Origin of the sequence: Curtobacterium flaccumfaciens UCD-AKU (assembly GCF_000349565.1) — a bacterium.
Lineage (GTDB): Bacteria > Actinomycetota > Actinomycetes > Actinomycetales > Microbacteriaceae > Curtobacterium > Curtobacterium poinsettiae.
In genome coordinates, this window is record NZ_APJN01000081.1 from 72315 (window position 1) to 85787 (window position 13473).

Genomic DNA, 13473 nt, shown 5'->3' on the forward strand with positions numbered 1-13473 from the left:
GCTCGCGTATCAGCCGACCGGACCGGCGGTGTACATCGGTTCGGCGCCGGTCGTCACCGATGCCCGGACCCCGCCGCCGACCAGACGGACCGTCAGCGTCCCGCTGAGCGCCGTCGCCGACAGCGACACCCGTCCGTGCAGCGCCGCTCCGCGCGGCCAGCAGGCGCTCGTGCCCTCGAGTTGGTCGGCCGACGCGACGAGGCAGATCGTCGAACCGTCCCGACCGACCCCGGCCCAGACGTTCCACGGTGTCGCCGCGTCGTCGCCCGACAGCGATCGGTTCGTGAACACCAGACGGGTGCTCGAGCGTTCCATCGGCGTGGCGATCCCCGCTGGCGGCCGGTCGGCGACGGTCTGCGGCTGCTCGAACCGCCGGTCGATCGTCACCGCCCCAGCTGGCGGCGTGACGGTGTTCGTGGGGTCGACGGGGCGCGCCCCCAGCGACAGTCCGACCCCGGTCCCCGCGACGAAACCGATCACGGCGGCGGCTGCGCCGAGGGTCCAGAGGACGCGGTGGTCGGAGCGTCGGATGCGACCGGCTCGCTGGCGGACACCGGCCAGGAGGCCCCTGCCGCGGTCGTCCGCATCCGTTCCGCGGTCGGCGGTTCGCGTTCCGTGCGCGTCGGCTGCGGGTGCGCGGTCGGCGGTTCGCGTTCCGTGCGCGTCGGCTCCGGGTGCGCGGTCGGCGCTGTGCGGGTCGGCGTTGTGCAGATCGGCGCCGGAGCGAGCGGCGAGGGCACTCCGCGCGTCGGCCGCGTCGGCCGGCGTGGACGCGGCTCCCCAGGCGATGCGTTCCAACCGCGCACGTTCGGCATCGGCGTCGGCGTCCTCGGTCGGGTTCATCGCGCTGGTCGCCCCGGCCCTGGACCGGTCACGAGTCCTTCCCTGCGTCCCGAGCACGCTTGCGGCTGTGCGCACGGACAACGAGCACCGAGCCGATCTGCACGGCGACGAGGATGCCCCAGAGGACCGCCATCTCGGTGTGGAACCGGGACGGCTCCACGACGGCCAGCACCAGCCAGACCAGGGCGATCACCGCCCACCCCCAGACGAGCCACGGCAGGGGCTTGCCGATCAGCCGTTCGAGCAGACTGCGTCGTTGCGTCTCGGTCATGGCGCTGACGCTACCGGACGCCGGGGTGATCGCCGAGGACCCGGGGTGCCGATCGGCTGGGTCCTGCCGGATCTGGTGGCTGCCGATCCGGGAAGCGGGTCGAAGCGGTCAACCCGCCGACAGCTCGCGCCGTCAGGGTCAGCTCCGCACCGTGGACGGCCGCGATCATCGCGACGAGCGGCAGGCCGAGCCCGTGCCCGCTCCCGTCCGTCCGCGTGCGGTGGCGTCGTCGGAACGGCTCCGTCAACTCGTGCGCCTCGTCGGTCGGGATCACCTCGCCGTCGTTCTCGACCCGGAGCTCGGAGGACCGAGCGTCGAGCACCACCCGTAGGCTCCCGCCGGAGACGTTGTGGACCACGGCGTTGCGGATCAGGTTGCCGACGAGTTGCCCGAGCAGGGGTCGGTTGCCCAGCACGACGACGTCGTCGAGCTGCACCGACACGACGATCCGCCGGGCGAGGCGTTCTGCGTCCACCGCCAGCAGCGCGGCCGCGACCTCGTCGCGGAGCGACACCGGGCGTGCGTCGATGGGCTCGTCCCCCCGTGCCAGGTCGAGCAGCGCCGTCGTCATGCGGATCATCTGGTCCGTGGTGACGAGCAGCCGTTCGAGGGTCTGCGTCCGGTCCGGCCCGTCGGGTGCGCGGAGGGCGACCTGCAGCATCGTCTTCATCGTGGCGAGCGGCGTCCGGAGTTCGTGCGAGGCGTTCGCCGCGAACCGCGACCGGCTGACGAAGGCGGTCTCCAGGCGGTCGAGCATCCGGTTCAGCGTCGCACCGACGTCGCGGATCTCGTCCGGTGGACCCGAGACGTCCACCCGGGCGTCCAGCGTGCCGGCACCGAGCCGGTCGGCGGTCGTGATGATGTCGCGCAGCGGGCGGAGGAGTCTGCCCGCGACGAGCCAACTGACGACACCACCGATGCCCCCGACCACGAGCAACGCCGGGACCGAGACGATGACGAAGAGGCGCAGGACGTCGTCGCGGCCGGTGATCTCGTACACGTCGTGGGTCGATCCGTAGGGGAACGGGCCCGCCGTGAACGCGTAGCCGGGCACGATGGCGAGGACTGCGAAGACGACCGCGAGCATGACGGCACCGGTCAGCAGGATCAGCGCCGTGTACGTCAGGGTGAGGCGCGCCCGGATCGACAGACGGCGCAGCGCGGCGATCCTCATGCTTCCGGACCCTCGTGCACTGGACCCGGCGCGACCGCGTACCCGACACCGGGCAGCGTCCGGATGGCGTCGGGACTGCCGAGCTTCTTCCGCAGGGTCGAGATGGTCAGCCGCACCGCGTTGGTGAACGGGTCAGCGTGCTCGTCCCACACCTGCTCGAGCAGCTGCTCGGCACTCACGAACCCGCCGTCGGCACGCAGCAGGACCTCGAGGACCGCGAACTCCTTGCGCCCCAGGCGCAGGTAGCGGCCGTCGCGGTAGGCCTCGCGTCGGAAGGGATCGAGCCGGAGACCAGCCGTCTCGAGGACCGGTGCGACCGCGCGACGTGCTCGACGGTTCAGCGCCCGGAGGCGTGCCACGAGCTCCTCGAAGTCGAAGGGCTTGCCGAGGTAGTCGTCGGCCCCGAGCTGGAGGCCGTGGACGCGCTCAGCGAGTGTCGTCGACGCCGTCAACATGAGGACGCTCGGTGCTTCCGGGTCAGCGACGATCCGGGCGCAGACGTCGTCCCCGTGCAGACCGGGGATGTCCCGGTCGAGCACGACCACGTCGTACGTGTGGACGGCCAGCTGATCGAGCGCGGCCAACCCGTCGCCCACCGTGTCGGCGGCGATCGCCTCGAGCCGCAGGCCCGCGCGGATCGCCTCCGCCAGGAACGGCTCGTCCTCCACCACCAGTACCCGCACGTCGCTCCTCGCTTCTCGCTGCTCCGGCTGATCCGGACCCGGTCAGCACAGCAGGTCGGATGTATGCGGAGCGTATGCGCTCGACCAGACGCCCGGCTGACGTGCCGACTGTTCCGATGAGGGCATGTCCAGAACCGACCCCGCGCTCGAGCACCCCGTCCTGCCGTCGTTGACCGGCCTGCGCTGGGTCGCGGCGTTCGGGGTGTTCGCCTACCACGTGCGGAACCTCGGGTACTTCGACGGGACCGCGCAGACGGCCCTGAGTGCCGTGGTCGGTAGCGGCGACACCGGCGTCTCGCTGTTCTTCATGCTCTCCGGCTTCGTCCTGGCCTGGTCGGACCGCGCGGACGACGACACCGCGGGACCGGTGCGAGCCGCACTGCGCTTCTGGGCCCGCCGTGCCGCGCGGATCTGGCCGCTCCACCTGGTCGCCGTCCTCGCCGCGATCATCGTGGCAGCGACACTTCTGCCGGGCATCCGGACGACGTCGCCGGCAGCCCTCGTGGCGAACGTCCTGCTCGTCAACGCCTGGCACGCCCCGTGGTGGCAAGCCGGGAACCCGGTGTCGTGGTCGCTGACCTGCGAAGCGTTCTTCTACCTGACGTTCCCGTTCCTCATCCGGCTGCTCCGTTCCGCGCACCCCGCCGTGCTCGCGGCCCTCGCCGCGCTGGCAGCCGTCCTCGTCCTGGTCGCGCCGGTGCTCGTGCCGCACCTGCCCGGTTCTCCGGTCCCGGCGAGCTGGCCACCGGCACGGTTCCCGGAGTTCCTGCTCGGTGTCCTCACCGCTGCCCTGGTGCGCTCGGGCGCCTGGCGCGGACCACGACTCGCGGTCCCCGTCCTGCTGACGGTCGCGGGCCTCCTCGCCGCAGACCTGCACCCCACGTCGCGCTTCGCACTGACCGGCTGCACGGTCGTGGGGTTCTCGCTGCTGCTGCCCGCGCTCGCCAGGGCGGACGTCGAAGGACGCACCACCGGCCTGTCGTCTCCACTGCTCGTGCACCTGGGGACCAGGTCGTTCGCGTTCTACCTCATCCATCTCCTGACGATCGACGCCGTGCTGGCGTTCCGACCCCCGGGCACGGCCGACGGAGACGTGACCAGCGTGCTCCTGACCCTGCTCGCCCTGGTGGTCGCACTCGCCGTCGCGTCCGTCCTGCACGACGCGGTGGAGGTCCCGGTGCGCCGGCTCCTGCTCCGCGGCACGCGGCCCGCTGCCCGACGTGGGCCGGAGGCCGGACGAACGGACCAGGGCTTCAGGCAGCTGATCCGCCCGACGGTCGCACGTTCCCGTCGGTGATCGACTGGCGGTACGCGTCGATCTTCCGTTCCAACGCGGCCAGGTGACGGAGCAGTTCACCCTGTCGCTCCAGCACGACCGCGTGGTGGCGCTCGAGGAGCGCGAGTCGTTCGGCGTCATCGGCACCGGCTCGGTACGCGGCCGCGTACTCACGCATCTCCTGCACGTTCATCCCCGTACCGCGGAGCATCACCGTCCCGGCGAGCCAGCGCAGCGCAGCCGTGTCGTACCGCCGCCATCCATCCGGACCACGCTCGGGCGCGGGCGCGATGCCTTCCTTCTCGTAGTAGCGGATCGTGTCGATGGTGATCCCGAGCACGTCCGCCGCGACGCCGATCGTCACCGGTTCGACGACGTGGACCTCGGGAAGCAGCACAGGGCGCAGTCTCGCACTTGACATGGTGTGCGCACCAGGGTGGATCGTCATCCTCGCCCGGGTCCTCCCCGGAGAAGAACGGAGCACTCCCGTGCAGCAACTCCCCCTCGGCTCGCAAGGCCTCGTCACGTCCGCACTCGGGCTCGGGTGCATGGGGATGAGTGCCTTCTACGGCGGTGCCACCGAAGCCGGGTCCGTCGAGACCATCCGCCGCGCACTCGACACGGGGATCACCCTGTTCGACACGGCAGAGGCGTACGGGCCGTTCGCGAACGAGGAGCTGCTCGGCCGGGTCCTCGGCGCCGACCGGGGCCGCGTGGTCGTCGCATCGAAGTTCGCCACCGACTTCGCCGACGACGGCACCCCGATCGGACTCGACGGGTCCCCCGAGCACGCCCGCCGCGCGATCGACCGCTCCCTCAGCCACCTCGGCACCGACCACGTCGACCTCTGGTACCTGCACCGCGCCGACCCGAACGTGCCGATCGAAGACACGATCGGTGCGATGGCTGAAGCCGTCACCGCCGGCAAGGCCCGTGCCATCGGCGTCTCGGAGACCTCCGCCGAGACCCTGCGCCGTGCGCACGCGACGTTCCCGATCACCGCGATCCAGTCGGAGTACAGCCTGTTCGAGCGTGACGCCGAACACAACGGCGTCCTCGACACCGCCAGGGAGCTCGGCATCGGGTTCGTGCCCTTCTCACCGCTCGGGCGGGGGTTCCTGTCCGGGAACATCACCAGGAAGGACGGCCTCCCCGCCGGCGACGCCCGACGGAACCTCCCCCGGTTCTCCGACGAAGCCATCGACGCGAACCTCCGCATCGTCGACGCACTCACGGTCATCGCAGACGAGAAGGGAGTCACCACGGCGCAGCTCGCCCTCGCGTGGCTGATCCGGGCCGGTACCGTGCCGATTCCCGGCACCACGAGGGCATCGCGTGTCGAGGAGAACGTCGCCGCTGCCGACGTGGTGCTCACCGACGGCGACCTGGATCGCATCGAGGCGGCCGCACCGCACGGTGTCGTCGTCGGCGCCCGCAACACCGAGGCCGGGATGGCGCGAGACCGCGGCTGACCGAGGTGCGTGGCGGGAGTGCTCACTGCACCCTGCTGCTCGGAGGTTCGTCGCGGATCAGGTCGACGGGCCGAACCGGTACATCCACGCCGCAGGTCCCCCACGGTCTCGCCGCGCCGTGAACGCTGCGCCGGGCAGGACGAACCGATCGCGGACGATGGATCCCACCCTGCCGAGCGTCTTGCTCGTGTCCAACAACTCCCCTTGGCGCGTGATGGCGCGCACACGCTGACCGCGTCGCTCGTGCATGTGGACCGCAAGGGTCGTTGCCGGCACGCCACTCGCCACCAGCGAACCGAGGATGACGGCGTCCTCGAGAGCGAGCGAAGCACCCTGCCCCGCCGTCGGAGGAATCGCGTGTGCCGCGTCCCCGACGAGGACCACCCGCCCGCATCCCCACCGCACCGGGCGCGGCGTGGTGCGCGACGCCCACACGTCCACGTCGGCCGAGCCCGCCAGCAGGGCAGGCGTCGGCAGGACGTCCCGCCCGACGAGACGCGGGAGCATCGCGACCCACTCGGCTCCGGTCATCCCGACTGCAGCTGAGGCGCCGCCGTCCACGGCGCTGAGCCGGGGGTTCGCGAACCACATGACGGTGGAAGCGTCGACCCGCAACGTGCAGACGAAGCAATCCCTGCCGAACCGGAACTGCAGGGTGCCTGCGGGACCGGTCTCGGATTCCGTGAGCCCGGTGCCGGAGGAACTGCCACCGATGTTGACGACGGGAGCCAGCACATCCGTCGGGGTTGCGCCACCGTGCTCGGGTCCGTGGCTCCCGAAGGTGCGTCGGACAGCGGAACCGATGCCGTCGGCGCCGACGACGATGTCTGCGGTGAACCGCTCGAGCGTCTCGGTGAGCACGCTCGCCCGGTCACCCTCGTCGACAGCGCTCAGCACCCGGGCGCCCTGGATGATCGTGATGCCCCGCTGTTCCGTGTCGGTCCGGAGGAGCCGGTGGAGATCGGCTCGTTGCAGCGAACGGGTCGCGCCCTCCTCCTGCTGGAGCCCGAGCGGGAGCTCCGCGGTCAGCCGCCCCTTCGGGTCGAAGGTCTGCAACCGCGGCGTCGGGACCCCGATCTTCGAGACGGCGGCGCCGAGACCGAGCGCACGGAGCGCTCCGACCCCGTTGCTGGCCACCTGCAACCAGGATCCGGCGTCGTCTGCAGCGCCGGTGCTCCGCTCGAGCACGATCGGGACGTGCCCTGCTCGGTGCAGCGCGATGGCTGTGGCGAGGCCTGCGACACCGCCCCCGACGACGATTGCGTGCATGCGATGAACCCGTTCGTCTCGTCACGGAAGTCGTCGCACTCGCGCCGGACCTGCCGGGGTTGCGCTCGTGAGACGATCGTATGACCGGACGCGACCAGGTGCGCTGAGAAGCGTTGCAGGCTCACTCGCTGGACAGCGCGCCGTCGGACTCCTGCGCCCTTCGATCGCCATCCGGCAAGGTGGATGCATGACCGACACCGACCCGTCCACCGTCCACTTCCACCAGAAGCACCACGAAGCGATCATCAGCGGCGAGAAGGTCACCACCGTCCGGTGGAACGAATCCGTGCGGGTCGGCGATGCGACGTTCGTGTTCGACGACCACCCGACAGCCGAATCGCTGGCCGGCACGATCACCGCCGTGCACCAGTACCGGCTCGACACCCTCACCGCAGAACAGGCGCGCCAGCCTCCGGAGACGGACATGCGGCTCTTCGGGCAGCAGCTCCGCGAGAACTACTACCCCGACATGCCGGACGACGCGGTCGTCGAGGTGGCCGAACTCTCGATCAGGCCCGCTCGATAGCCGTTCCGGCTTCGTGTCGTCGCGGTCCGCTGTCCGGGGATCGAGCGCGTGCGGAGCGCTGCGGGCCTCGGGAACCTGGCCAGCACCCCGACAGCACGTCTCGCTCGCCGATCTGCTGGCGGCGTCGTCCCGCGAGCCGATCGACCTTCGGGCGCTGGTCTTGCCGGCGACGGCTGGCCGAGCTCCACACCAACTATCTTGGGGTGAGCAGAAGTTGGAGGGAGCGATGTTGTTGCTGCAGTTCCTCGTGCCGGTCGTACTGGTTGTCGTCGTCGTGCTCATCTTCCTCGCCGCTCGCGGAAGCATGGGCCGGAGCCCGCTGCAGGATCAGCAGGACGCCGAGTGGCGAGCACGGCGTGACGAGCGACGGCGAGCCCGAGCAGCGCGTTGTTCCGGCGGCCGGTAGCCGATCCGCTGCCGGACGCCGCATGTCGACGTTCCGCGTGCCGATTCGTCCTACGCTGGCGGTGTGGACGAGTGGTGGGATCTTGTTGACGCGGCCGGGGTGCCGATTCGTCCTACGCTGGCGGTGTGGACGAGTGGTGGGACCTTGTTGACGCGGCCGGGGTGCCGACGGGTGGGTCGTTCCGGCGCGGTGACGCGGGTTGGCCGGGTGGGTCGTTCCATCTGGTGGTCACGGTGTGCGTCCACCGGGCCGACGGAACCGTCCTGCTCACGCAGCGGGCGCCGACGAAGGAGTTCGCCTTCGGGTGGGAGTTCCCCGGTGGGAGCGCGTTCGCAGGCGAGACTGGTCGTGCAGCTGCGTGCCGAGAGCTGCTCGAGGAGACCAACGTCACCGTCGAGCCCGAGGCGCTGCGCCGCGTCGGCCGCTTCACGGAGGAGACGGCGCTCGTGGACCTCTTCGTCGTGCAGGAGCCGAGTGGTTCAGCGGTGCGAGCGGATCCTGCCGAGGTGATGGACTGGCGTTGGGTCTCCCTGTCGGAGGTCAGCACGCTTCGCACGAGCGGGGTGATGGCGGCCCCGTGGGGGCCGCGGCTGGATGCGCTGTGGCCCGCGGCGACGGCAACGATCCTGGCCGCCGACGACTCCCGAGAGCGCACGTCTCCGCCGCACGAGAGCTGGTGACACCCTTGCGCCAGGCCGGAGACCCTGATCGATCGACCTCGCCGCCTCACCGCCAGCTGACGAGAGACCGATCGACCACAGCTCGCGCACGCGCGATGTGACCACGCACGGTCGAGTGCGGCAGACCCAGCGCCTCGGCGATCTCGGCGTAGGACCGACGCTCGAGATGGCGCAACTCCCAACACCGTCGCTGCATCGGCGCCATACCGTCGATGACCCGCTGCGCGGCTGCGACCAGCAATGCTCGCTCCGCGACGGCTCCCGGGGCATTGTCGACAGATTCAGGAGCCGTCTCATCGAGTTGCGTCCGGTACCGCGTCGCAGCACTCCGGAGCCGATCGAAGCTCCGGCGTCGGACCGTGGTCACGAGCCACGCCGTGATCGCGTCAGCATCGCGCAGCGCTTCGAGATGGGTCCACGCGGCGATGAAGGTCTCCTGCACGACGTCGTCGGCTTCGCTGGACCCGCGCAGGATCCGCACGGCGATCGTTCGGAGCAGAGCAGCATTCCGCCCGACGATCATCGCGAACGCGCGATCGCCCACGGCGCCGGGAGCCACTCGCATCGGTGCCGCCGGCGGAGCGAATGCGTGCTGCTCCTTCACTGGGTTCCGTCGCCGGACCGGGGACTCGAGCACCCCGGTCGGGGCGGACGCGGTCTGCTGCAGTGTCGTCATCGACATACGGGTCCACTCCTCGGATCAATTGCGTGAGGATGTTTCGGACTCGTGGAGCAGGAGGGTGGGTGGGCGAAGGTCCCCAGTGCGAGGGCCAGGACGCCGGAACGACAACCGCTCGCTGCGGAAGCGCGGTCCGGAACCGGACGTTCTACCGAGGCAGAGAACGGGACCGCGGCGATCCGGTCGGCGACGCGGTGGATGCGGCGGCGATCGTCTACGAGCCGACGAGCCCCGTTGCCAAGGCGACGATCACACCGACGCCGGCGAACACTGCAACCAGACCCCCGACGATCGCGGCGAGCTGCTGGTCCTTGTTCATCCCCATGGTCGGAGCATACGAGTTCCGACCGCTCGGTCGTGGCCTTCGGTCTCTGTAACGGACCCTGCAGCACCGTGGTCCCGAGCCGGACTGCATGCGGTGTGGCGCAGCCCCAGCACGTTCTGGTCCGGCCTCGTGAGTGGGCCCTGCCGGGATCGAACCGACGACATCCACGGTGTAAACGTGGCGCTCTACCAGCTGAGCTAAAGGCCCTCACCACGATCCTAGAGTGTCAGCGCTCGATCGTCGTCGAACCGAGCAGGCACGTCACGACGTCCCGCACCGGGGTCGATCGCACCGGATCACGAGGCCAGGCACGTCCTCGTCCCGGTCGTCCGTCGCACCACCGGACAGCACGATCGGGGTGTCGTCGGCGGTCAGGCCGATCGCCAGGGTGCCGGTGCTCGACCGTGCGTCCTGCAGCGGCGGGAACCGGGCGATCGTCGTCTGCTCGGAACCGGTGCACCGCGCATCACGGCACGACAGGAGTCCCAGGGTGCCGCGTTCCTCGTCACGGACCGCGACGAGTGGCCGCCCCGATCGGTCGATGACGAACGCCGGGAGCAGGTTCGTCGGCCCGTTCGGCGTGATGTCCGTGTGTGACGAAGACGAGCACGACGCATCCGCGCAGAACGTCAGCCGTTGGGTCGCGATCCCGTTCGACCGCGCGAGCACGACCGGGTTCCCGTCGCCGCCGATCGCCACCCGCGCGTCGTACGCCTCGTCCCACGCCCGCACCGGCTTGCCCGGCGGGATCGCGTGCGACAGGTCGCGGACGACGGGCTGGCCGCCGTCCGGGCGGAACGACACCAGCCGCAGGGCGGAGAAGGTCGGTGAACCGGCGTCGGTCTCGGACACCAGCGAGACCACGGCGGTGCCGTCCGGCGCGACGGCGACGTCCACACCCTGGTGGTCCAGCGGCGGGATCCACGGCAGCGCCACCTGCCGAACCGTGTGTTCGGCGCAGGACACGTCCTCGCAGAACACGGCGACCAGGTGCGAGCGTCCTTCCGGTTCACCGCCGCGGGCGATCCCGACCACGACCGGCCGGTCGCCGGAACTCGCGACTGCCACGTCGGTCATCCAGTAGCTGACGCGCCCCTGATCGGTCTCCACGATGTCGACGGCGGCGACCGTGGTGCGGCGACCTTCCGGGCGGTCCACGGCCGGCGCCTCGTCGGCGGAGTCACGCTTCTCCGCCCGTCTCCCCGCGGGCCAGGCGGCACCGTCCGACTTCGGTGCCACATCGAGTTGGTCCGCGCGTGAGTGCACGACTTCGAGCTCGTACTGCTGCGCGACCTCGCCGTCGAACCGCACCTTCCACTGGGCGGTGAGCAACCCGCCGTCACCCGCACTGCCGACCGCGGAACCGAGCGTCAGGCCGGGCATCTCGACGGGGGTGTCGCACGACGCGTCCCCACACATCCGCAGACGGCTGGGCGGCGTGTACGGCGCGCTCACGACAGCGGTCTGCCCTGCGACGTCGGCGATGTCTCCGCCGGAGATGGAGCGTGCGTCGACCGACGCGGCGTCGTACTGCACGACGCCGAGCGGATTGCTCGAGACGATCACCGCGAACACCACCGCCGGGACGAGCACCACGCCCGCTCCGACGAGTCCAGGCCGCGCCCGTCGTCCCCCGGCCACCGGGTCCGTCGTCAGCGGTGACCGGAGCCGACCGCCGTCGTTCCGTGTTGCGGCCCCGCGCACCGCGATCGCGACGACGACCAGGACCAGACCGGTCGCGGCGATGCAGCACCAGGCCACGACGACGCTGCTCCGGAGCGCCGACGGCGGCAACAGGCGCAGCAGCAGCAGGACGCCGACCCCGAGCACCGTCACCAGTGCCGCTCCCCCGACGAGCGCACGACGTGGCGTCGCCGTTGCCTCGTGTCCACCACGGACGATGACCCGACCAGATCCCCAGGCGCGACGGTAGGCCGATCGACGGGGCACACCGGCCACGACCAGCGCCCAGCCGAGCAGCAGCGGCGCCACGATGACGGCACCGACCACCAGCAGCACGACGATCACGACGGTGCCCCATCCACCTGCCCGCCACCACACAGCGGTGGCTGCCCCCGCCGCCACTGCCACCAACGCGACGAGAGCGGCCTCGACGACGAGCCGCCAGTGGTGGACCGACCACCGCCAGGCGTCGCGCGGTCCCGCCACCGCATCGTCTGCGGCCGCGAGCACGACCACGGTGGCTGCGGTCACCCCGAAACCGAACCCGAACGCCGCGACGACCGCGCCCACGGCGAACAGGGGCGCAGGCACCCCGGTCCCGTCGAGGGCCGCGAACGCACCGTTCACCAGGGCGACGCGTCCACCCGGTACGCCGAGCAACAGCACCACCCCGGCCAGCAACAGCCCGGCAGCGAACGGCACCCCGAAGGCGAACACCGCACGGCCACCGCTCCAGGCGATCAGCGGCACGGGTGGTGGGCCGTACTGCCGCCGCACCGCGGTCCCCGTCGATCCGGCGCCTGCGACACCCGTCCCCGGTCGTGCACCATCCATCTGCTCGTCCCCCTCCGACAGCGTCCGCCCATGCTGTCAGGTTCGACGACACACGTCCAGAAGGTGACATTTCAGCCGCCGGCCAGCCCCGGTGCACGAGCAACCGACCCGACTGGTTTAGCCCGAACCTTACTTTCGACGATATGAAGCTCTACGCTTAACCCATGCAGCCCGAGCCCGTGATCGCCGTGATCGTCGACCTGGTCGACTCCCGCACGCTCGCGGACCGCTCCGCAGCCCAGCACGACGTCGAGCGCGCGTTCGACAGTACCGCTGACGTCACCGCCCTCGATCCCCTGCACGCCACCGTCGGCGACGAGTTCCAGGTCATCTACGGCACGCTCACCGACGCGCTGCTGGCGACCACGGCAGCGACCCTCGCGCTCCCCCAGACGGTGCAGATCCGGCTCGGCATCGGCCGCGGACAGGTCCGGACGATCGGTACCGGCGGCAGCGGACCGCTGCAGGACGGCCCCGGCTGGTGGTCGGCGCGGGACGCCATCAACGAGACCCACCGCCGCGAGGACGGCCGGACCGCGTTCCTCCGGTCCTGGTACCACGACGCGGACGACCGCCACGGAACGACGGAGCGCCTCGTGAACGCCTACTTCCTCGGTCGCGACCACGTCGTCTCGCGGCTCGCACCCCGCGCCCGCCGGATCGCACTCGGGCTCGTGCAGGGCCGGACGCAGGCGCAGATCGCCGCGGACGAGGGGATCAGCCCGTCGGCGGTGTCCCAGACCGTGCAGAAGTCGGGCGTGGCAGCCGTGGTCGAGGGCCTCCGCGTCCTCGGGGACGGGGGCCGCTGATGCTCGCGGGTGTCCTCCTCGCCCTCGTCGGGCTGGCCGACGTCGTCCGCGCACGGACCGGGACGGACGCGGCACCACGGCGCGTGCTGACCACCACCGTGATCGTCCTGCTCTGGGCCGCCGTGACGACGACGGCGGTGCTCGGCCTCGGCCTCGCCGTCTGGTCGGCGCTCGTCACGGTCGTCCTCGCAGCCCTGTGGGTCGCGACCACGATCCCGGTGCGCTCCGGCGGAACCCCCGTCGGCCGGGATCGACCACTCCCCTGGCTCCGCCGCTCGGGGTCCTGGCCGGCCGCCCTGCTCGCGGTCGCCGTCGCCGTGCTGCTGCTCTGGGCGCCGGGCCCGGACGCGTCCGGCTTCGTGGTCGACTGGCACCGCGACGCCGGCCCGACGTTCGTCGGAGCCGTCCCGCTCGCAGCGATCGTCGCCGGCGTCGGCTCGGCGCTGTTCCTGGTCGACTCGGCCAACGTGGTCGTCGCCCAGGCGCTGCCACCGGGGCTGTCGTCCGACGCACGGCCCGGCGCGGCACCGGCACCGGCAGCGC

The 13473-nt window shown here is 71.3% G+C and carries 14 protein-coding genes and 1 tRNA gene; 6 read left to right on the plus strand and 9 right to left on the minus strand.

Features of this window, described 5'->3' with window-relative positions; all coding sequences use genetic code 11:
- Positions 1–9: 9 nt before the first annotated feature.
- The 4 genes from H489_RS21475 to H489_RS21490 are packed head-to-tail and all read right to left on the minus strand — an operon-like array spanning position 10 to position 2971.
- The gene (locus H489_RS21475; RefSeq protein ID WP_017885711.1) at positions 10–843 is read right to left on the minus strand and encodes a hypothetical protein; all 834 of its coding nucleotides are present in this window, start codon (positions 841–843) and stop codon (positions 10–12) included.
- A 28-nt stretch (positions 844–871) separates the two neighbouring features.
- Positions 872–1114: a hypothetical protein gene (locus H489_RS21480; RefSeq protein WP_017885712.1), complete on the minus strand. Its 243-nt coding sequence runs from the start codon at positions 1112–1114 to the stop codon at positions 872–874.
- A gap of 10 nt (positions 1115–1124) precedes the next feature.
- Complete coding sequence (locus tag H489_RS21485; RefSeq protein WP_017885713.1) at positions 1125–2288, minus strand: sensor histidine kinase; 1164 nt, start codon at positions 2286–2288, stop codon at positions 1125–1127.
- Positions 2285–2971: a response regulator transcription factor gene (locus H489_RS21490; protein ID WP_040418670.1), complete on the minus strand. Its 687-nt coding sequence runs from the start codon at positions 2969–2971 to the stop codon at positions 2285–2287. Before H489_RS21490 ends, H489_RS21485 begins: the two co-directional genes overlap by 4 nt.
- Positions 2972–3095: 124 nt before the next feature.
- On the opposite strand from H489_RS21490, the gene H489_RS21495 reads away from it, so the two are divergent.
- Positions 3096–4268: an acyltransferase family protein gene (locus tag H489_RS21495; RefSeq protein ID WP_017885715.1), complete on the plus strand. Its 1173-nt coding sequence runs from the start codon at positions 3096–3098 to the stop codon at positions 4266–4268.
- Here the strand turns inward: H489_RS21495 and H489_RS21500 are convergent.
- The gene (locus tag H489_RS21500) at positions 4225–4644 is read right to left on the minus strand and encodes a MerR family transcriptional regulator (RefSeq protein WP_017885716.1); all 420 of its coding nucleotides are present in this window, start codon (positions 4642–4644) and stop codon (positions 4225–4227) included. The genes H489_RS21495 and H489_RS21500 overlap by 44 nt on opposite strands.
- 91 nt (positions 4645–4735) lie before the next feature.
- On the opposite strand from H489_RS21500, the gene H489_RS21505 reads away from it, so the two are divergent.
- Entirely contained in the window at positions 4736–5719 is a 984-nt protein-coding gene (locus tag H489_RS21505; RefSeq protein WP_017885717.1) for an aldo/keto reductase, read from the plus strand.
- 57 nt (positions 5720–5776) lie between these two features.
- Here H489_RS21505 and H489_RS21510 read toward each other — a convergent pair whose 3' ends face one another.
- Positions 5777–6988 (minus strand): FAD-dependent oxidoreductase, encoded by a 1212-nt coding sequence (locus tag H489_RS21510; RefSeq protein ID WP_017885718.1) that lies wholly within the window; start codon positions 6986–6988, stop codon positions 5777–5779.
- Positions 6989–7175: 187 nt separating this feature from the next.
- Here H489_RS21510 and H489_RS21515 point away from each other — a divergent pair, with 187 nt between their 5' ends.
- Together H489_RS21515 and H489_RS36560 are read left to right on the plus strand one after the other, a co-directional pair.
- Entirely contained in the window at positions 7176–7514 is a 339-nt protein-coding gene (locus H489_RS21515) for an ASCH domain-containing protein (RefSeq protein WP_017885719.1), read from the plus strand.
- 531 nt (positions 7515–8045) lie between these two features.
- The gene (locus H489_RS36560; protein WP_017885720.1) at positions 8046–8600 is read left to right on the plus strand and encodes an NUDIX domain-containing protein; all 555 of its coding nucleotides are present in this window, start codon (positions 8046–8048) and stop codon (positions 8598–8600) included.
- 46 nt (positions 8601–8646) lie between these two features.
- Here H489_RS36560 and H489_RS0118195 read toward each other — a convergent pair whose 3' ends face one another.
- From H489_RS0118195 to H489_RS21525, 3 genes are all read right to left on the minus strand, one after another.
- Complete coding sequence (locus H489_RS0118195; protein WP_167578278.1) at positions 8647–9204, minus strand: RNA polymerase sigma factor; 558 nt, start codon at positions 9202–9204, stop codon at positions 8647–8649.
- A 534-nt stretch (positions 9205–9738) separates the two neighbouring features.
- A tRNA-Val gene (locus H489_RS21520) sits at positions 9739–9811 on the minus strand.
- Between the two features lie 54 nt (positions 9812–9865).
- Positions 9866–12037 (minus strand): hypothetical protein, encoded by a 2172-nt coding sequence (locus H489_RS21525; RefSeq protein WP_152427137.1) that lies wholly within the window; start codon positions 12035–12037, stop codon positions 9866–9868.
- A gap of 248 nt (positions 12038–12285) precedes the next feature.
- Between H489_RS21525 and H489_RS21530 the strand changes: the two genes are divergently transcribed.
- The gene (locus H489_RS21530) at positions 12286–12930 is read left to right on the plus strand and encodes a SatD family protein (RefSeq protein WP_017885724.1); all 645 of its coding nucleotides are present in this window, start codon (positions 12286–12288) and stop codon (positions 12928–12930) included.
- A partial coding sequence (locus H489_RS21535; protein ID WP_040418672.1) for a hypothetical protein occupies positions 12930–13473 on the plus strand: 544 nt, incomplete at its 3' end. The genes H489_RS21530 and H489_RS21535, both read left to right, overlap by 1 nt.

Excerpts from the sequence above, each read along its gene's own strand:
- H489_RS21530 (WP_017885724.1), top strand. The coding sequence starts at position 12,286 with ATGCAGCCCGAGCCCGTGATCGCCGTGATCGTCGACCTGGTCGACTCC.
- H489_RS21495 (WP_017885715.1), top strand. The coding sequence starts at position 3,096 with ATGTCCAGAACCGACCCCGCGCTCGAGCACCCCGTCCTGCCGTCGTTG.
- H489_RS21510 (WP_017885718.1), bottom strand. The coding sequence starts at position 6,988 with ATGCACGCAATCGTCGTCGGGGGCGGTGTCGCAGGCCTCGCCACAGCC.
- H489_RS21515 (WP_017885719.1), top strand. The coding sequence starts at position 7,176 with ATGACCGACACCGACCCGTCCACCGTCCACTTCCACCAGAAGCACCAC.
- H489_RS21475 (WP_017885711.1), bottom strand. The coding sequence starts at position 843 with ATGAACCCGACCGAGGACGCCGACGCCGATGCCGAACGTGCGCGGTTG.
- H489_RS21485 (WP_017885713.1), bottom strand. The coding sequence starts at position 2,288 with ATGAGGATCGCCGCGCTGCGCCGTCTGTCGATCCGGGCGCGCCTCACC.
- H489_RS21480 (WP_017885712.1), bottom strand. The coding sequence starts at position 1,114 with ATGACCGAGACGCAACGACGCAGTCTGCTCGAACGGCTGATCGGCAAG.